20 protein-coding genes and 1 tRNA gene are annotated in these 17,817 nt (G+C 66.0%); 11 read left to right on the forward strand and 10 right to left on the reverse strand.

Going from position 1 to position 17,817, the window contains the following annotated elements; all coding sequences use genetic code 11:
• Window positions 1-2 precede the first annotated feature (2 nt).
• Window positions 3-866, forward strand: coding sequence for a prepilin peptidase (locus tag AC5P8J_RS08995; RefSeq protein ID WP_021204211.1), 864 nt, complete (start codon window positions 3-5; stop codon window positions 864-866).
• 11 nt (window positions 867-877) lie between these two features.
• Window positions 878-1,489 (forward strand): dephospho-CoA kinase, encoded by a 612-nt coding sequence (gene coaE / locus AC5P8J_RS09000; protein WP_019660174.1) that lies wholly within the window; start codon window positions 878-880, stop codon window positions 1,487-1,489.
• Between the two features lie 160 nt (window positions 1,490-1,649).
• Here the strand turns inward: coaE and AC5P8J_RS09005 are convergent, their stop codons facing one another.
• From AC5P8J_RS09005 to rimK, 6 genes are all read right to left on the reverse strand, one after another.
• On the reverse strand, window positions 1,650-2,036 hold the full coding sequence (locus AC5P8J_RS09005; protein ID WP_134731285.1) for a hypothetical protein: 387 nt from the start codon (window positions 2,034-2,036) through the stop codon (window positions 1,650-1,652).
• Window positions 2,037-2,530: 494 nt separating this feature from the next.
• On the reverse strand, window positions 2,531-3,898 hold the full coding sequence (locus AC5P8J_RS09010; protein WP_031269244.1) for a sensor histidine kinase: 1,368 nt from the start codon (window positions 3,896-3,898) through the stop codon (window positions 2,531-2,533).
• The gene (locus tag AC5P8J_RS09015; RefSeq protein WP_005410804.1) at window positions 3,861-4,538 is read right to left on the reverse strand and encodes a response regulator transcription factor; all 678 of its coding nucleotides are present in this window, start codon (window positions 4,536-4,538) and stop codon (window positions 3,861-3,863) included. Before AC5P8J_RS09015 ends, AC5P8J_RS09010 begins: the two co-directional genes overlap by 38 nt.
• An 8-nt stretch (window positions 4,539-4,546) precedes the next feature.
• Window positions 4,547-5,020 (reverse strand): hypothetical protein, encoded by a 474-nt coding sequence (locus tag AC5P8J_RS09020; protein ID WP_021201975.1) that lies wholly within the window; start codon window positions 5,018-5,020, stop codon window positions 4,547-4,549.
• Between the two features lie 93 nt (window positions 5,021-5,113).
• On the reverse strand, window positions 5,114-5,590 hold the full coding sequence (locus AC5P8J_RS09025) for a hypothetical protein (protein ID WP_019660178.1): 477 nt from the start codon (window positions 5,588-5,590) through the stop codon (window positions 5,114-5,116).
• 243 nt (window positions 5,591-5,833) lie between these two features.
• Window positions 5,834-6,712 (reverse strand): 30S ribosomal protein S6--L-glutamate ligase, encoded by an 879-nt coding sequence (rimK, locus tag AC5P8J_RS09030; RefSeq protein ID WP_026347043.1) that lies wholly within the window; start codon window positions 6,710-6,712, stop codon window positions 5,834-5,836.
• Between the two features lie 167 nt (window positions 6,713-6,879).
• Here rimK and AC5P8J_RS09035 point away from each other — a divergent pair, with 167 nt between their 5' ends.
• The gene (locus AC5P8J_RS09035) at window positions 6,880-7,245 is read left to right on the forward strand and encodes a hypothetical protein (RefSeq protein ID WP_227845086.1); all 366 of its coding nucleotides are present in this window, start codon (window positions 6,880-6,882) and stop codon (window positions 7,243-7,245) included.
• 92 nt (window positions 7,246-7,337) lie between these two features.
• On the opposite strand, the gene AC5P8J_RS09040 is transcribed toward AC5P8J_RS09035, so the two are convergent.
• Window positions 7,338-8,495, reverse strand: coding sequence for a hypothetical protein (locus AC5P8J_RS09040; RefSeq protein ID WP_494533821.1), 1,158 nt, complete (start codon window positions 8,493-8,495; stop codon window positions 7,338-7,340).
• 115 nt (window positions 8,496-8,610) lie between these two features.
• Between AC5P8J_RS09040 and AC5P8J_RS09045 the strand changes: the two genes are divergently transcribed.
• The gene (locus tag AC5P8J_RS09045; RefSeq protein WP_332329872.1) at window positions 8,611-9,480 is read left to right on the forward strand and encodes a PoNe immunity protein domain-containing protein; all 870 of its coding nucleotides are present in this window, start codon (window positions 8,611-8,613) and stop codon (window positions 9,478-9,480) included.
• 134 nt (window positions 9,481-9,614) lie between these two features.
• On the opposite strand, the gene AC5P8J_RS09050 is transcribed toward AC5P8J_RS09045, so the two are convergent.
• Window positions 9,615-9,688, reverse strand: a tRNA-Gly gene (locus AC5P8J_RS09050).
• Between the two features lie 115 nt (window positions 9,689-9,803).
• On the reverse strand, window positions 9,804-11,624 hold the full coding sequence (locus tag AC5P8J_RS09055) for an autotransporter outer membrane beta-barrel domain-containing protein (protein WP_180832925.1): 1,821 nt from the start codon (window positions 11,622-11,624) through the stop codon (window positions 9,804-9,806).
• A 240-nt stretch (window positions 11,625-11,864) separates the two neighbouring features.
• Here AC5P8J_RS09055 and thiS point away from each other — a divergent pair, with 240 nt between their 5' ends.
• The 4 genes from thiS (at window position 11,865) to AC5P8J_RS09075 (ending at window position 15,575) form a co-directional block, all read left to right on the forward strand.
• Window positions 11,865-12,065: a sulfur carrier protein ThiS gene (gene thiS / locus AC5P8J_RS09060; RefSeq protein ID WP_019660184.1), complete on the forward strand. Its 201-nt coding sequence runs from the start codon at window positions 11,865-11,867 to the stop codon at window positions 12,063-12,065.
• 106 nt (window positions 12,066-12,171) lie between these two features.
• A complete protein-coding gene (locus AC5P8J_RS09065) occupies window positions 12,172-12,966 on the forward strand; it encodes a thiazole synthase (protein WP_494533820.1) in 795 nt (264 codons plus the stop codon).
• Window positions 12,966-13,700, forward strand: a complete 735-nt coding sequence (gene trmB, locus AC5P8J_RS09070; RefSeq protein ID WP_019660186.1) for a tRNA (guanosine(46)-N7)-methyltransferase TrmB — start codon at window positions 12,966-12,968, stop codon at window positions 13,698-13,700. The genes AC5P8J_RS09065 and trmB overlap by 1 nt, the downstream gene beginning before the upstream one ends.
• Window positions 13,701-13,727: 27 nt before the next feature.
• A complete protein-coding gene (locus tag AC5P8J_RS09075; protein WP_019660187.1) occupies window positions 13,728-15,575 on the forward strand; it encodes an SLC13 family permease in 1,848 nt (615 codons plus the stop codon).
• A gap of 169 nt (window positions 15,576-15,744) precedes the next feature.
• On the opposite strand, the gene AC5P8J_RS09080 is transcribed toward AC5P8J_RS09075, so the two are convergent.
• Window positions 15,745-16,080 (reverse strand): Rieske (2Fe-2S) protein, encoded by a 336-nt coding sequence (locus AC5P8J_RS09080; protein WP_111098281.1) that lies wholly within the window; start codon window positions 16,078-16,080, stop codon window positions 15,745-15,747.
• Between the two features lie 178 nt (window positions 16,081-16,258).
• Here AC5P8J_RS09080 and AC5P8J_RS09085 point away from each other — a divergent pair, with 178 nt between their 5' ends.
• From AC5P8J_RS09085 to mscL, 3 genes are all read left to right on the forward strand, one after another.
• A complete protein-coding gene (locus AC5P8J_RS09085) occupies window positions 16,259-16,540 on the forward strand; it encodes a hypothetical protein (RefSeq protein WP_227852955.1) in 282 nt (93 codons plus the stop codon).
• A gap of 75 nt (window positions 16,541-16,615) precedes the next feature.
• Window positions 16,616-17,332, forward strand: a complete 717-nt coding sequence (locus tag AC5P8J_RS09090) for a fumarylacetoacetate hydrolase family protein (protein ID WP_227852954.1) — start codon at window positions 16,616-16,618, stop codon at window positions 17,330-17,332.
• Between the two features lie 54 nt (window positions 17,333-17,386).
• Window positions 17,387-17,791, forward strand: a complete 405-nt coding sequence (mscL, locus tag AC5P8J_RS09095; protein ID WP_019660191.1) for a large-conductance mechanosensitive channel protein MscL — start codon at window positions 17,387-17,389, stop codon at window positions 17,789-17,791.
• Window positions 17,792-17,817: the final 26 nt, after the last annotated feature.

A 17,817-nucleotide genomic window follows, 5' to 3' on the forward strand; every position in this document is an offset into this window, starting at 1 on the left:
CAATGGCATTTCTCGACCAGCACCCTGGCCTCGGCTACCCCGCCGCGGCCGCCCTGGGACTGCTGCTGGGCAGTTTCCTGAACGTGGTCATCCTGCGCCTGCCCAAGCGGCTGGAGTGGCAGTGGAAGCGCGATGCGCGCGAAGTCCTGGAGGAACCGGACTTCTATGAGCCACCCCCACCGGGGATCGTGGTCGAGCCGTCGCACTGCCCGCACTGCAAGCACAAGCTGAGCTGGTACGAGAACATCCCGCTGTTCAGCTGGATCATCCAGGGCGGCAAGTGCCGCCACTGCAAGGCACCGATCTCGCTGCAGTACCCGCTGGTGGAGGCGCTGACCTCGGTGCTGGTGCTGGCTTGCGTCTGGCAGTTCGGCTTCGGCTGGCAGGGCTTCGGCGCCATCGTGCTGACCTGCTTCCTGATCGCCCTGTCCGGCATCGACCTGCGCACCCAGCTGCTGCCCGATCAGTTGACCCTGCCACTGATGTGGCTGGGCCTGATAGGCAACATCGACAACCTGTACATGCCGGCAAAGCCTGCATTGGTCGGCGCGGCGGTGGGCTACCTGTCGCTGTGGATGGTCTGGTGGCTGTTCAAGCAGCTGACCGGCAAGGAAGGCATGGGCCACGGTGATTTCAAGCTGCTGGCCGCGCTCGGCGCCTGGTGCGGGCTGAAGGGCATTCTGCCGATCATCCTGCTGTCGTCGGTGCTGGGCGCCATCATCGGCTCGATCTGGCTGTACAGCCGGGGCCGTGACCGCGCCACGCCCATTCCCTTCGGGCCGTATCTGGCCATCGCCGGCTGGCTGTACTTCATGTGGGGCGCACCGCTGGTGGATCAGTACCTGATGATGAGCGGGCTGCGCTGAGGGGAGTCCCCATGAGCCGCTATGTAGTTGGCCTGACCGGAGGCATCGCCTCCGGCAAGAGCGAAGTGACCCGGCGCTTCGAGGCGCTGGGCATCGTGGTGGCCGACGCCGATCTGGCCGCACGCGCCGTGGTGGCCGCCGGCAGCCCGGCGCTGGCACGCATTGCCGAGCGCTTCGGCGCCGACATGCTGCTGGCCGATGGCAGCCTGGACCGGGGGCGCCTGCGCGCCCACGTGTTCGCCGACCCGGCCGAACGGACGGCGCTGGAAGCGATCACCCACCCGGCTATCCGCCTGCTGATGCAGCAGCAGTGCGAGCAGGCTGAGAGCCCCTATGCGGTTGCCGCCATTCCGCTGCTGACCGAGGTGGGTGGGCGGAAGGCCTACCCATGGCTGGACCGGGTGCTGCTGGTGGACGCGCCGGAGGCCGTGCAGCATGCCCGGCTGATGCAGCGCGATGGCATTGATGCTGCGCTGGCCGACCGGATGATTGCTGCGCAGGCCAGCCGCGCGCAGCGGTTGGCGCTGGCCGATGACGTGGTGGTCAATGATGGGCAGCCGGAGGACCTGCAGGTGCAGGTGGAACAGCTGCACGCGCGGTATCTGAAGTTGGCCGGGGGGTGAGGCCAGGTTGCCGGCCAGCGGCCCGCGCTACCGAAGTGCATCCACGCATGGTATGGATCGGGGGATCTGCTGTAGAGCCGAGCCGATGCTCGGCTGCGACCATCAAGCCGAGCATCGGCTCGGCTCTACAAAACGCTCTGCATCCACGCGTGGCGCGGATCTACTCCAGCTGCAGGCGGGCGTAGCGGGCCAGTTCGCGCGCGCCGAGCAGCAGGCCGTCGACGACATCGGGATTGAGTTGCTGACGGGCACCGCCCTGCTCCCGCGCGATTTCGGCGGCGTGCAACAGCTGGATCAGGGTGTTCAGACCGGCAAGCGTGCGGCTGAGGCCGGCCATCGTGGCGGCCTGCGCCGGGCTGGCCCCCTGCACGTCCAGCCGCTGGCCGTCGGCGGCGTCGCGGCCATCCATGCGCGCCAGCAGGGCGGGCAGCAGGTCCTTGGGGTCATCCAGCAGCACTTCGACACGCTCGGCGACGCCGGCAGGCAGCAGGTGGGCCGCATCGCCGATCAGGGCGTGCAGCTGGGGGAACAGCGGGCGGGTGGACATGGTGGAGCTCCTCGCAGTCGGCAGGCCACCTGCAGATGCAAGGTGGCGGACGGTGCGGGTTGGCGTACCGGAGACCCAACAACTCAAAAGCGAAGGAAAAAGACTCCAGCGGATTCTGGCGAATCCCCACGCACCGTCCGCCAAAGCCAGGGCAGACGATGCATTTTCCATGATGAGCTAGAGCACATCCGGAGCTTTTGATTTGTTGGTTTTTTTCAGGACGCCAATCCCGGCCAAGGCACCTGCCCCGGCCAGGTCATCAGGCCATCGCCGCGCACGGCAATCTGTAAGGAAATTCCCAAGTACGGTGCGGGCATGCCAATGCGTGCACTGGAACACGCGCGGGGCGCGGCAGCGATCACGGTGGTGTCGCGTTGGGCCTGATGCCTGATCATCGCGCGAGGGTAATTCAGTGGCACAAGCGACACAGAGCGCGATGCAAGGTCGGCAGGGTCCGTGCCGACCAAGGTCGGCACCCACCAAAGCAGGGGCCCTTACAACGGCTTCGGCGAGAACGTCAGGGTGGCGATCACGCCACGCTCGCCACCGGGGCGCACGCTCACCTGCCAGCCGTACAGATCGCACAGGCGGCTGACGATCGACAAGCCGATGCCGCCGCCCTGCGAATGGCCAGCATGCGTGCCGCGGTAGCCACGCTGGAACAGCTTGGCGGCATCTTCCTCGCTCAGGCCCGGGCCACTGTCGGTCACCGAGACCGAATTGGCGCCGACGAACACGCGCACCTCGCCGTCCTGCGAGTACTTCACCGCATTGCCGATCAGGTTGCCCAGTGCCACCGACAGCGCCGCCTCGGGCGCATCGATCACCAGGTTGCGCTCACCTTCGAGCACCAGCTCCAGCGGCTTGCCACCCAGCTGCGCACGGTGCGCGTCCAGCAGCTGCTCGGCTACGCGGGCCACGTTGCTGGTGCCCTGACCGCGTTCGTTGCGCGACAGCAGCAGCAACGCGCCGATCAGATCGCTGCACTGCTGTTCGGCACGCTGGATGCGCTGCAGGCGCTGCAGCACCTTTTCGTCCAGGCCGGGCCGGGTCAGCAGCAGCTCGGTGGCACCCCGGATCACCGCCAGCGGCGTGCGCAGCTCATGGCTGACGTCGGCATTGAACTCACGGTCGCGCTGCACAACTTCGGTCAGCCGCGAGGAATAGTCGTCCAGTGCCTGTGCCAGCTGCCCCACTTCGTCATCGGGGAAACGCGGCGCCAGCGGCTCAGGGTCACTGGTACCACCACGGTAGGCGCGCAACCGTGCGGCCAGGTCCGATACCGGCTTCATCACCTTCGAGGCCGACCACCAGCCCAGCACCAGTGACAGCAGGCTGAACACCAGCACCGACAGCACCAGCGCGCGGTTGAGCTGCTTGCCGCCGCGCACGCTGTCGGTCATGTCATAGGCGAGGAAGAACCAGGCGTCCGGCGTCTTGCGCACGGCCAGCTTGTAGGAGTACGGCTCGCCGTGCTCATCACCGCTGACGCTGTGGATGCCATCGGAGAAGCCCGCCCACTGCGCGCGTTCTTCGCGCACCCGGTCGAACTTGTCCTTCGAATAGGCATAAGCCCTGATCTGCAGCACCGGTGCATCCGGGTTATGCCCGGGGTGCTCGTAATAGCGGCGCGCATACTCGTCGATGTTGCGGTTCATCAGCTCTTCCACCAGCTGGTTTTCCACGCGCAGGCGGGCCCAGTTGGTGGCGAACGCGAACAGCGTTGTCAGGCAGAAGCCCAACAACACGAACGAAACGATGATGCGGCTGCGCAGGCGCCGCCGATACGGCGTGCGCCGGCGCTCCCCCTTGCTTGCCACCGAATCAGGCTTCCGGGGTGGCGATGCGGTATCCGATGCCATGGCGGGTCTGGATCAGCGGCACTTCAAACGGCTTGTCGACCACCGCACGCAGGCCGTGGATGTGCACGCGCAGGGAATCCGAATCGGGCAGTTCTTCGCCCCACACGCGGGTTTCCAGTTCCTGGCGGGTCACCACGGCCGGGGCCGCTTCCATCAGCGCCTGCAGGATCTTCAGTGCAGTCGGGTTGAGCTGCAGCAGCTTGCCCTGGCGGCGCACTTCCAGCGTATCCAGGTTGTATTCCAGATCGCCGGTTTCCAGCACGCGGGTCTGCACGCCCTTGCCGCGTCGCGACAGGGCGTTCAGACGCACTTCCACTTCCTGCAGCGCGAACGGCTTGATCAGGTAGTCGTCCGCGCCGGAATCGAAGCCGGCCAGCTTGTTGTCCAGCGAGTCGCGGGCGGTGAGCATCAGTACCGGGGTCTGCTTGCGTGCTTCGTTGCGCAGCTTGCGGCAGACCTCGATGCCGTCCATGCCTGGCAGGTTGAGATCCAGCACGATCGCGTCGAACTCGTGCACCACGGCCAGATGCAGACCGGTAACCCCGTCAGCCGCGAAGTCCACGGTGTGGCCCCGGTCCTCCAGGTAGTCGCCCAGGTTGGCCGCAATGTCGCTGTTGTCTTCGATTACCAGGATTCTCACTGTCACCTCTAATTGACGAATTTGCCGACGCGCTGGGCCTGGCCCATATCACGCTGTGCCTTGTCCTTCCGTCGCGCGCGCTCGGCTACGGTCGTGCACTGCGTCGTGGACCGGTTCGAACCCGTGGCCTTTTCACGTTGGCATATTAGACGACTATCTTCACGGGCCTGTGTCAAAACCGTGTTCACGATCTGCTGATCGTTGAAGACATCGGTTCGTACCTGTTCAGGCATGGAATCGCGGTCGGGATGCTGCTCGACGGCCGTACGCATGCGCACCAGCGCCTCGCGCACGCGGCTGCGGTCGGCCTGTTTCAGCTCGCTGTAGGTCTCGCCATCGTTGAGTTCGATTTCGATGCGCTCGATCTGCTGCTGCAGCGGCTTGCCCGGAATAAAGACCTCACCGGCCTGGCTGGATGCGGAGGCGGCGGTGGCCAGGGTCAGGCCCGAGACCAGGACCGCCGACATCAGGAGGGACTTCATGACAAACGAATCCTTGTTTGAGTTGAGGGTTGACTGTATTCGCACCGCCTTCACGCGAGCAAGTGCCGGTCGCTCGGGCGGAAATCGGCCCGGCTAGCGGTTACTGGGAGGCGTGAGATTGTTGAAGGTGCGCTGGTCGTTGAGCAGGGCCTTGCCCTTTTCCTCGATCCGGCGGCGCTCGGCCACCGTCAGGCAGCGGCTCTTGGGCATGTTGCTGCCCGTGGTGCGGGTGTGCTGGCAGATCTGGCGGCTGTCTTCGTGGGCGCGGACAAGAACGGTGTTGATCCGCTCCTGGTCGTTGAAGACCTCTGCCTGGACCTGCGGCGGGAGCTCCTGAAGCGTGCTGTGGTCCCCCATGCGCTGGGTGATGCGCGCCAGTGCCTGCTGCACCTGGGCGCGGTCGTCAGCGGAAATCTCGCTGTACTCGCCATCATCAAGGGCCCTTTCAACCCGCCGGACCTGCTCGGCCACCGGTGCCTGCCCGTCCATCTGTATGGCGGTCTTCTCCGGCTTGGCGGAGACAGTGCCAGACAACCCCAGCAACAACGCGATCATCGTGATGCGGTACATCGCCAGCCTCCGGATCCATCCAGGAACGATGGCCACTCTACGGCCGTCACGCGGCCTCCACAAGGGACTTCCGGCAGGTATAAAAAAGACCCAGGCGGTGGCCCGCCTGGGTCTGAAGTCGTATCCCGATACCGATCCTGCTGAGAGGCAGAGCTGCGGTTCGCTGAAGGCTACGCCGGCGCCGATTAAAGGCATGTTAAAGCCGGCCTCATTTGCCCATGAGAATCTCAAAATATTGATTTGTCATGGCTTTTTCAGCTTCTCGACGTGCTCGATGATGCGCGTGGCCACATCTACCCCGCAGGCGGCTTCGATCCCCTCCAGCCCCGGCGTGGAGTTGACCTCCAGCACCAGCGGGCCGCGCGCGGAGCGGATCAGATCCACCCCGCACACCGACAGGCCCAGCGCCTTGGCCGAACGCACCGCCACCTGCTGTTCGGCGCGGCTGGCCTTGGCCGCCACCGCAGTGCCACCGGCATGCAGGTTGGAGCGGAAGTCGCCTTCCGGCGCCTGGCGTTGCATCGAGGCCACCACCTGGTCGCCCACCACGAAGCAGCGCAGGTCGGCGCCCTTGGCCTCACCGATGAACTCCTGCATCAGGAAATTGGCATACAGCCCGCGCAGGGCCTCGACGATACCGCGCGATGCGCTGGCCTTTTCGGTGAGGATCACGCCCCGCCCCTGGGTGCCCTCGTTGAGCTTCACCACGTGGGGCGGCGGGCCGAGCATGGACAACAGGTCGACGGTGTCATCCGGGTTGTCACCGAACACGGTGACAGGCATGTCGATGCCCTTGGCGGCCAGCAGCTGGTGCGCACGCAGTTTGTCGCGCGAACGCAGGATCGCGTCGGAGGGGTTTGGGGTGCGTGCGCCCATCAGCTCGAACTGCCGCAGCACGGCGGTGCCATAGCGGGTGATCGAGGCACCGATGCGCGGGATGACCATGTCCACGCCGGTCATCGGCCGGCCCTTGTAGTGCATCGAAAAACCATCGGCGGCGATGCGCATGTAGCAGCGCAGCGGGTCGAGGATGCGAACGGTATGGCCACGCGTGCGTGCCGCCTCGACCAGCCGGCGGGTGGAATACAGGGAACTGTTGCGGGACAGGATGGCGAGCTTCATCGCGGCAGGATCGGACGGCAGGCGCGCAGCATAGCGCGGGCGTGTGGCGGGTGGATGATGCCCAGCAAGCCGCCGCATCTGCGTGCCTGATGGGGCTGTGCGAAGATGCCTTTCGCCGGCTGATGGACAGGACACGGCCGGCTTACATACCCCAAGGAGAACCACAGATGCGAATGGGAATTCCGCTGTTGTTGCTGTTTGGCCTGGTGGGCGGCGCCGCAGACGTACAGGCTGCGCCGACCCATGCAGTCTCCCGGCTCTACTTCGATGCCAACAACACGCTGATCGGCCAGGGCCTGCGCTACTGCACAGGCAAGACACAGCACCAGGGCGTTGCCTCACACGCCAATACCCGCTGGATCGATGTTTCCTACGCCTGCCAGGGCGACTCGACCGACGTTTCCTATGGCAGCTGGGTGCCTGCGCAACTTCGGCAGGACTTCTGCACGCTGTATGACGCCTGCACGTCACTGATGCCGTGGCCGGAACCCGGCCTGCCCGGCATCCTTGGCAACGGCTTCTACTCAGACTGACAGCCGATAGTCGCCGCACCGTCTCCGGCGATGACCGCACCGTCGCCGGGGACATCCTCATGGCTCATCCAAGGGATGCCTGCCGCCGCTGATCAGCGCGGGGGCAGGCGCAGCGAGAAGTGCCCATCGCGGACACGCACGGCCAGCGCGGTTTCCCGCCATTCCACAGGCAGGGCGAGCGCAGTGTGTGGCGTGGGCATGCGTGTGATCGCGTCGAACGTCCAGTGTTCCTCATAGGCTTCGCAGCGAAGCGAACCGTCATCGCCGGCCTCGATCACATCGATCCAGGCACCACTGCGGGCCTTGCCGCTGCCGCCCGTCGCACGGCGGCCAATGGCCTGCCAACACCCCTGCCAGTGGACGAGCCATACGCCCTCGATGGGACGCAGATCCCCATCAAGCACGCTGCCCGCCACCGCCACGCACCGTCCGGACGGGCTGGTAATCACCGTTTCCAGATCGCAAGCGTGACGGTCACTGAGCTCGCCATCAAGACAGAGCGCGTACGGGCAGATGCGCGCGAACAGCGTCGGATGCGCGGTCAGGCGCAGATCGTCGGGCAGCAGCGGTATGGCCTGCAGCACCCGGGCATCCGGCAGGACATGCCGCAATGCCTGCGGCAACCCGGCGGCCAGCGCGGGATGCTCCGGTTCCAGCCATAGACCCCGGCAGGGCCGCAGCGTGGTCGATCGACAGGGGATATCCCGCAACCACATTGCGGCTTCGGCATCCCCGCCAAGCTGCCGGCGCTCGTGCAGTTCCTGCCAGAACAGGCTGGGAACAATCGCCTGCAGGTGCATCACCCGCTTGTCCGCTTCGTCGTAGACGATCACCGCTTCGCTGCGATCAACATAGCCACTGGCCACACGCAGCCCGCTTCCCGCCAGCGTCTGCCACTCGCCACTGACGTCGTGGCTGCCTCCAGTGGATACGCCCTCGACAATGGCGCCATCGCGCAGCATCTGGGTGCTGTAGGCCGGCCCCCCCATGCCCAGTTCGCCCCAATCCAACAGGACATCATGCGTGGGCGGCCGGGTAGCAAAGGGCAGCGTCGCCCGCGAGCGCAGCAGTGCGCCGCCTACGGTATCGCCGACCAGATCAAGGCGCTGCAGCACACCACCCACTGCAAGGCACGCGGCCAGGGCGACAACCACGCCCAGCGGCGACCACCAGGCCACGCAGATGGCGACCAGGACCAGGAACGGCAGCCACTGGGTGAAACGGCGGAGGGCGATTCGATCAACGGTCATGCGGGCATGGTGACTGCGATTGCGCACCATTCAAACCTTCAACGCGGTGCCAGGCAATGGGGGTCGAACCGGCATTGCCGCTAGACTTTCCCTGATGATGGAACCGATGACTGCCGTGAACCGCCGGAATCTGCTGCTGGACGTACTACCGCGATGGAGAGCACTGGCCAAGGATCCGGGAGTACCGCGCCGCATGCTTCGCCTGCCGGACTGGCAGGCAGACTGGAACGCGGGCATGGCCCTGCTTGCGCGTCATGCGCGCAATGGCGGTGACCCTGCGGAGGAACCGCTGCAGGGGCATGCGGCGCTGGAACATGCGTACGGCTGGGAAGCGGTTGCCCAGACCGGCAGCAACCTGCTGCTGAAAGGCATCGACCGTGGATTCGCCCCCACGGCATTGCAGCAGATGCATGCCGACGTTGCAGAACTCTGGCTCGAGCATGCACGTTTGCTGGCCATTGCCCGGAACAGCCTGCAACAGCAGGGCCACGACATCGCGCTGGCCGCGCCGTTGCAACCGCGCACAACGCAGCACTACGAGTACGCCCTGCAGCTGTTGTCACTGGGCGTGCTGCTGGATGCGCAGGACCGTCTTCCAGCGTTGGTGGAGAAGGTGCTCTGCTTCGACACCGACCGCGTGCTGGACTACCTCAGCGCACCGGCACTGGGCCTTGCCGAAGCCAGCGATGCGATATTCCATCCGCGCCCGTTCGCCGAGCTGTTCGCGCCGTTGCGCGACGGTGAAGCGTTCGTTCCATCCCTGCTGACCGGCTACCTGCAGGTGCACTACCGTGACTTCTTTCTACTGTCGCCCCAGGCTCAGAAGCGGACCCGACGGCTGACCGGACCGCATGCATGGGGTTACTGGGCGCTGGAGGTAGCAGCGCTGGTGGTGCTGTATGGCGGCGACGATGCCGCGCTGCGCACCTGCCCGCACTATCCTTCCGACCTGGTGGACTTCGCCCGGCCGCAAGCGGGCGCATAAGCCACTCCAGCTATGGTTCGAAGGGGCCACAGCCCAACACTGAGGAGGAGATTGCGGCGCTGCTGCCACACGCTCGAGCTGGGTGTGGTGCATCGAGTACGCCGCGTCTGCCGGGGGTGAATACCCTGGAGACATGGAGCGGGCGATGGGAATCGAACCCACGTCAGTAGCTTGGGAAGCTACAGCTCTACCATTGAGCTACGCCCGCGTTGCGGTGGAAAGTCTATGCGCTGGGGCCGGTGTTGCGCAATGGTGCCCCCGCATCAGAGCGGGGCCGGCGCCCTTTCGTTCCCGAAAGGGGTCCGGCCCCGCCTGGTTTCTGCTTAGAAGCTGCCGCTGAAGTTGGCGAACAGCGTCGCGTCCTGGCCACGCTTCTGCCCGGCCGAAGCGCTCAGGCCGAAGTTGCTCTGCAGGCCGAACAGCTCGGTACGGGCACCCAGCACCACGGTGGCGTAGTTCTTGTCGAAGTTCAGGCCCGGCACACGATAGCTGCCCAGTTCCGGCAGGGTCTGCAGCCATGCGCTGGCCTGCTTGGTGTCTTCGAACTCGTGGTCGTAGGTCACCTGCGCGTACGGCTTGACGGTGCCGCCATCGAAGCGGGCCTGCCAGCCGATGCGGCCGACGGTCGAATCGACGTTCTGGCGGTCGTAGCCCAGTGCGGTGGCCAGGGTGCCGGCCGCAGCGCTTTCGGTGTAGCCATCGATCTTCACCTTCTGCCAGATCACCGAAGCAATCGGGCCGTGGCGGAAACCGCCTTCGGTGCCGAACTCGTAGCCGGCGTTCAGCGCGGCGGTCAGGTTGCTGCCGTCCGGCGAACCGCCGTGCTCACGAGTGGCCGGGCCCAGCTGGACCTTGCGGTTCACGTCATAGGACAGCCAGGTGTAGCTGACCTGGCCATTGATCCAGATGCGGTCACCATACCAGCCGGCGAACAGACCGGCAGTGGTGTCCTTCTGGGTGAAGTCGCCACGGCTGTTGCCGAAGTCTGCGTTGAGGCGGCCGAAGCCGGCGAAGCCGCCGAACACCATGCCGTCGCGTGCCCAGTCGATACCGAACAGGCCGGCGGGCGCCAGGCCGTCGTACAGGTCGGCATGGTCATAACGCTGCAGGTCACCGCGCACGCCGCCCCACCAGGACAGGCCATCGGCCGGGCGACCACCCAGGTGCATGCTGACCTGGTCGGCACGCGAACGGCCGATGGTCTGGGCCGAGTGGCTCAGCACCTGCTGCAGACGCGGGCCTTCCAGCACCGAGACAGCATACTGGCCCAGCAGCTGATGGCCGGCGGTGGTCGGATGCACGCCGTCGGCGAACAGGTAGGTGTTGGCTGCATCCGGGCTGACGTAACTGGTCGGGTTGCAGCCGATGATGCTGGCGGTGGAGTTGTTCGGATCGATCCTGCAGGCGGTGCTGGTGACGTTGGTGAAGCCGTACATGCCCGGATTGGCAGTCACTTCGCGCAGGATGCTGAAGGTATCGAGCGGAATGAACTCGATGCCTGCCTGCTTCAGGCCACCGTACAGCGCCTTGTTGTAGCCGGCCGACAATGCGGTGGCGGCGGCGGCATTGGGGCCGCGGAACTGCGGGGTGATGCCCACATCCGGCAGGTTCGGTACCAGCACGTACTGGGCACCAGCCTGCTTCAGCGCACCTACCAGCGCGATCTGGTCGGTGACCGCTGCGCCGATGATGCCCTGCACCTGGGCCTGCGACGCGCCACCTGCCGCCGCACGGGTGGCCGCAAACAGATCATTGGCGCCTCCCCATACGGTGTACAGTGCGTTGCCGTCAGCCTTGCCACCGTTCGCGGCAAGGTAGCGGGTTGCTTGCGACTTCAGCGACGGAATCACGCCCAGGCCACCGGCCTCGTCCACCGATACCCGGGCACCGCCCACGGCGTAGTTGTCGCCACTCTGGCCGTTGCCGTTGGCACCCCCGTTGAGGCCGTAGTAGTTGGCGACCTGCTGTGCCCACACCCAACCCGGGTTGGTGGTGAACTGGCCGGTGACCGGCTGCACGCCCGGATCGAGCAGCGGCCGGAAATAGCCGGCGTCGGTGAGGCTGTCGCCGAAGAACACGGCCTTGGAATACGGACTTTCGCCTGCCATGGCCGGCAGCGCGGCGAGTGCGATCGCAGCCGCCATCAGGGAGCGGATCGGGTGTTTGCTGAGCTGCATCTAGGAACTCCTGTGGGGTAAATAGGTTGGAATCCGGCACACGTACGCCGGCGCACGGTCAATGGTTTCACCGGGCCGCCGTTTGCTCACGCTGCGCCGCCGCATGGATTGTCGCCTGAGCACGCCGAAGCCTGCTGTGCTGGAGCTGGCGCCCCGATCAAATTGCAAACGTTCCGATCACGAAGGGCTATAAGCGACAATGCAGGCATGAACATCCAGCTCAACGGCGAACCCCGCACCCTGCCCGCCTCGGCGACCCTTCACGACCTGCTCGAGGCCGAGCAGCTGCTGCAGCGCCGGGTGGCAGTGGAGGTCAACGGCGAGATCGTCAGCCGCAGCCGCCATCGCGAGCATGTCCTGGCTGAAGGCGACATTGTCGAGATCGTGCACGCGCTGGGTGGGGGCTGAGGCCTGTCCGGGTTTGCCGGCCAGCGGCCGGCACTACCCATGCCGATCCACGGCCGGCACGCCATTGCGTGATCCCATCTTCAGGCGGATAGGCGATAATCGCGCCATGAACGTTCATGTCTCCCCCGATTCGCTGGTGATCGCCGGCAAGACCTATGGCTCGCGGCTGCTCACCGGCACCGGCAAGTTCAAGGACCTGGAAGAAACCCGCCTGGCCACCGAGGCTGCTGGCGCCCAGATCGTCACCGTGGCCATCCGCCGCACCAACATCGGGCAGAACCGGGGCGAGCCGAACCTGCTGGACGTGCTGCCACCGGAGCGCTTCACCATCCTGCCCAACACCGCTGGCTGCTACACCGCCGAAGACGCGGTGCGTACCTGCCGCCTGGCCCGTGAGCTGCTGGACGGCCACAACCTGACCAAGCTGGAGGTGCTGGGCGACCAGAAGACCCTGTACCCGGACGTGGTGCAGACCCTCAAGGCCGCCGAGCAGCTGGTCAAGGACGGCTTCGAGGTGATGGTCTACACCTCCGACGACCCGATCCTGGCCAAGCGCCTGGAAGAGATCGGCTGCGCCGCAGTGATGCCGCTGGCCGCGCCGATCGGTTCGGGCCTGGGCATCCAGAACAAGTACAACCTGCTGCAGATCATCGAAGACGCCAAGGTGCCGATCATTGTTGATGCCGGCGTGGGCACCGCCTCGGATGCGGCGATCGCGATGGAACTGGGCTGCGACGGCGTGTTGATGAACACCGCCATTGCCGGTGCGCGCAACCCGGTGCTGATGGCCACTGCCATGCGCAAGGCAGTCGAGGCCGGCCGCGAGGCTTTCCTGGCCGGGCGCGTCCCGCGCAAGCGCTACGCCAGCGCATCCTCTCCGGTGGACGGGCTGATCGGCTGATGACCAATCCTTTTGACAGCGCCGGCTCCAAGGCCCCACCCAAGCCCTTCACCGTAAGCGAGGGCCGCCGCGAGGTGCGCAGCTTCGTGTTGCGCCAGGGACGTTTCACCCCCGCCCAGCAGCGCGCGTTCGACGAACGCTGGCCGCGCTTCGGCCTCGACTACACCGGCCAGCCGCGTGACCTGGATGCCACCTTCGGCCGCCCGGCACACAAGGTGCTGGAAATCGGCTTCGGCAACGGTGCCGCGCTGCGCTTCGCCGCCCAGCACGATCCGTCGCGCGACTACATCGGCATCGAAGTGCACGCCCCCGGCGTGGGCCGGTTGCTGAACGCGCTGGCTGAGGACAATGCCGACCACGTGCGCCTGTACCACCATGACGCGGTGGAAGTGCTGCAGAACGAGATCGCCGATGGCGCGCTCGATGAAGTGCGCATCTACTTCCCGGACCCGTGGCACAAGAAGCGCCACAACAAGCGCCGCCTGCTGCAGCCGGCATTTGCCGAGCTGCTGGTGCGCAAGCTGCGCCCGGGTGGCCGCCTGCACTGCGCCACCGACTGGGAAGACTACGCCGAGCAGATGTGGGACGTGCTTGACGCGACTGCCGGCCTGGTCAACCGCGCCGGCCCGCGTGGCAGCGTGCCGCGTCCGGACTGGCGCCCGCAGACCCACTTCGAGACCCGCGGCCAGAAACTCGGCCACGGCGTCTGGGACCTGCTGTACGACCGCACCTGATGATCGCCTGAGGACGCCGCGCCCCACATGGATACCGCGCTGACGCTGACCAACGACATGAAGCTCGTGCTCGGGCTGGTCGGCTTCACGATGGCGATGTTCCTGTTCGAGCGCATCCGCGCCGACGTGGTCGCGCTGGTGGTGCTGGTGGTACTCGGTGTCACCGGCCTGATCGCGCCGGAGGAGATCTTCGGCGGTTTCTCCGGTAACGCGGTGATGAGCATCATCGCCACCACCATCCTCGGTGCGGGCCTGGACCGCACCGGGGCGCTGAACCGGCTGGCCGCATGGCTGCTGCGGCGCGGCCACGGCGTCGAACAGCGGCTGCTGATGATGACCACCGCCATCGCCGGCCTGAACTCGTCCTTCATGCAGAACCCGTCGGTGATGGCCTTGTATCTGCCGGTCGCCTCGCGACTGGCAGCGCGCACCGGGCTGACGATGCAGCGCCTGCTGCTGCCGATCTCGGCGGCGATCGTGATGGGCGGTGCGCTGACCATGGTCGGCAATTCGCCGCTGATCCTGCTGAACGATCTGCTGGCCTCGGCCAACAACAACCTGCCTTCCGGCCTGGCCACCATCGAGCCGCTGCGCATGTTCGCGCCGCTGCCGATTGGCGTGGCACTGCTGATCGCCTCGCTGCTGTACTTCCGCTACTACGGCGACCGCAAGCTGATCGAGGAAGAAACCCTGGTCAACGACGGGGTCACCCCAGCACGCACCGAGAGCTACTTCGCCAAGACCTATGGCATCGAAGGCGATGTGTTCGAGCTGGTGGTCAGCGCGGAAAGTCCGCTGGTGGGCATGACCCTGGGCGAGGCCGAGAACCTGCACGACGCCCCGCTGCTGCTGGCCCTGAAAACCGGTAATGACACCCGCCTGGCGCCGCCGGCGGAGATGCGCATCTGGGTAGGCAGCGTGCTCGGTGCGATGGGCCCGCGCCAGCAGATCAACGATTTCGCGCAGAACCAGTTCCTGCGCATGTCTTCGCGCCTGAAGCACCTGGGTGACCTGTTCAACCCGAGCCGCGCCGGTATTTCCGAGGCGGTGGTACCGCCGACCTCGAACGTGATCGGCAAGAGCGCGGCCGACCTGCGCCTGCGCAAGGAGCGTGGCATCAGCCTGCTGGCGATCAACCGCGACAAGCAGGTGATCCGCGAGGACGTGCGCGACGTGCAGTTGCGTGCAGGCGACATGCTGGTCTTCCACAGCATCTGGACCGACCTGGCACAGGCGGCCAAGAGCCGCGACTTCGTGGTGGTGACCGACTATCCGACCGGCGAGCAGCGCCCGCACAAGTTCAAGATTGCGATGGCGATCTTCGCGCTGACCATCCTGATCGCGCTGACCAGCAAGCTGCCGGTCGCGCTGACGCTGATGACCGGCGTGGCCGGCATGCTGCTGACCGGCGTGCTGCGCATGGACGAGGCGTATGCCTCGATCAACTGGAAAACGGTGTTCATGATGGCCGGGCTGATCCCGCTCGGATGGGCGATGGACTCCAGTGGTGCGGCGGCATGGGTGGCCGGCCACACCATCGACAAGCTGCCCACCGGCATCCCGGTGTGGGTGCTGGAGGTGGCGCTGGCACTGCTGACCACGGCGTTCTCGCTGGTGATCAGCCATGTGGGCGCGACCATCGTGATGGTACCGATCGCGGTGAATCTGGCACTGGCGGCGGGCGGCAACCCGACCGCGTTCGCGCTGATCGTGGCGCTGTCGGCGTCCAACAACCTGATGACGGCCTCCAACCCGGTGATTTCGATGATCACCGGCCCGGCCAATTACACCCCGCGCGAGATGTGGCGGGTCGGCGGACCGTTGTCGCTGATCTACACCTGCGTGGTGGTGTTGATGATCAACCTGATGTTCTGAGGGTTGGGTTTGTTGGCAGGGCTGCGCCCTGCACCCGCAGAATCAACGTCAACGTCAACGTCAACGTCAACGTCAACGTCAACGGCTGGCATTCCGTGGGATGGCGGGGTGGGTCCACGCCATGCGTGGAGCCTTTGTAGAATCGAGCCGTGCTCGACTGCTTCCGGCCTCAGGCCAGATAGACCTGCCCATCGCGGATATCGACCGGCACCGCACGCAGGCGGTCGCCCTTGCACGGGCCGGCAATGCAGTCGCCGCTGTCCAGCGTGAACGAGGCGCCATGCGCGGCGCACACCAGGTGGCCCTCGCGGCTCTTCAGGAACTGGCCCGGGGCCCAGTCCAGGCGACGGCCGGCGTGCGGGCAGATGTTCAGGAATGCGCGCACCTGCGCGCCGTCGCGGTACAGCACCAGCGATTCGGCATCGCCATCGATCACCGCTTCGACCTCGGCAAACGCGCCATCGGCAATGGCATCAAGGGCGATCAGGGCAGCAGCGATAGTCATGGCGAAAGCTCGGACGGTAAACCGGAATTGTCGCATGCCTGCTCAGGTGACTGGCTGCGACATGAACACAAGTCATTGATCCGTAATAAGCACAGGCTATATTTAACGAGTTTTTCACTCAATGACAGTGGCGCGTCCCGATACTCTGTTTTCGCTGATCCCAGCCTATCGAGCCGCCATGTTCAACCGCGCATCCGCCTTCAACCAGTTCCGCACCCTGTTCGCGCCGCGCAAGCCGCGCCATCCGTTGGTGCGCGTTGCCGTGGGCCTGCTCGGCCTGGCGATCCTGGCCGTGATGGTGTTCATCGGTGTGTTCGTCGGTGCCGCGATGATCCTGGTTGGCCTGGCATGGAAGCTGCTGGCCTCGCGCAAGCCGGGCGCCGCGCGTCCGGTGGACCCGACCGTGGTCGAGGGCGAGTACCGCGTGGTGCGCAAGCCGGTGTTGCCGGCCTCGCGCTGATCCAGGCCTTCCGCGCCCGCTGACGGCGGGCGCCATGCGTTCTAGACTGCGGGCACGCCCTTCCTGGATGCCCGCATGTCCGATGTCTCCGATGTGATCCCTGCCGTAGCCCTGCCGCGTGTACCGGTAGCCGGTGGCGGCAGCTTCCCCGTGCACCGTATCTACTGCGTCGGCCGCAACTTCGCCGACCACGCCCGCGAAATGGGCGCGGCGGTGCCGGCGGCCGATGACCGCGGCCGCCCGATGTTCTTCAGCAAGCCGGCCGACGCCATCGTGGTCGGCCACGACGATGCCATCCCCTATCCGCCAGCAACCGCCAACCTGCACCACGAAGTGGAACTGGTGGTGGCGATCGGTCGCGATGCGCCCGCCGGCGAGCTGGCCGTCGCCAACGCCGATGCGCTGGTCTACGGCTACGCCGTCGGCCTGGACCTGACCCGCCGCGATCTGCAGGCCGCAGCCAAGGACAAGGGCCATCCTTGGGATGCCGCGAAGGGGTTCGATGCCTCCGCGCCGATCAGCGAAATCGTGCACGCCGAAGAAGTCGGCGACCTGGCTGCGCTGAACCTGTCGCTGGAGGTCAACGGCGAGGTGCGCCAGCAGGCACTGCTCGACCAGATGATCTGGAACGTGCCGGAGATCCTGCATGAGCTGTCCAAGCTGTGGCAGCTGCGTGCCGGTGACCTGGTGTTCATGGGCACCCCGTCCGGGGTGGCTGCGCTGAAGCCCGGCGACCGCTTCAGTGCCCGCCTGGAAAACGTGGCCGAGCGCCACGGCGTGATCGCCGGCTGACGTCACCTGCGCTACCCTGCGCGCTGTCCACTTCCCCACCGGAGAAAAACAACAATGGGAATGCTCACCGAGTTCAAGGAATTCGCCATGCGCGGCAACGTCATCGACCTCGCCGTCGGCGTGGTGATCGGCGCGGCCTTCGGCAAGATCGTGACGGCGCTGGTCGAGAAGATCATCATGCCGCCGCTGGGCCTGCTGATCGGCAAGGTGGACTTCTCGCAGCTGGCGTGGACGCTGTCGCCGGCACGGATCGGCCCGGACGGCAAGGAGATTCCGGCGGTGGTGATCGGCTACGGTGATTTCATCAACACCCTGATCCAGTTCGTGATCGTGGCCTTCGCGATCTTCATCGTGGTCAAGGCGATCAACCGCCTGTCTCGCAAGAAGGAAGCTGCACCGGCCGCACCGGCCGAGGAAGTGGTGCTGCTGCGCGAGATCCGCGACAGCCTGAAGAAATAAGGTATCGGGCGCCTATGGGCGCCCCT

The sequence above is a fragment of the Stenotrophomonas sp. YJH_SMC_37 genome (assembly GCF_059370035.1).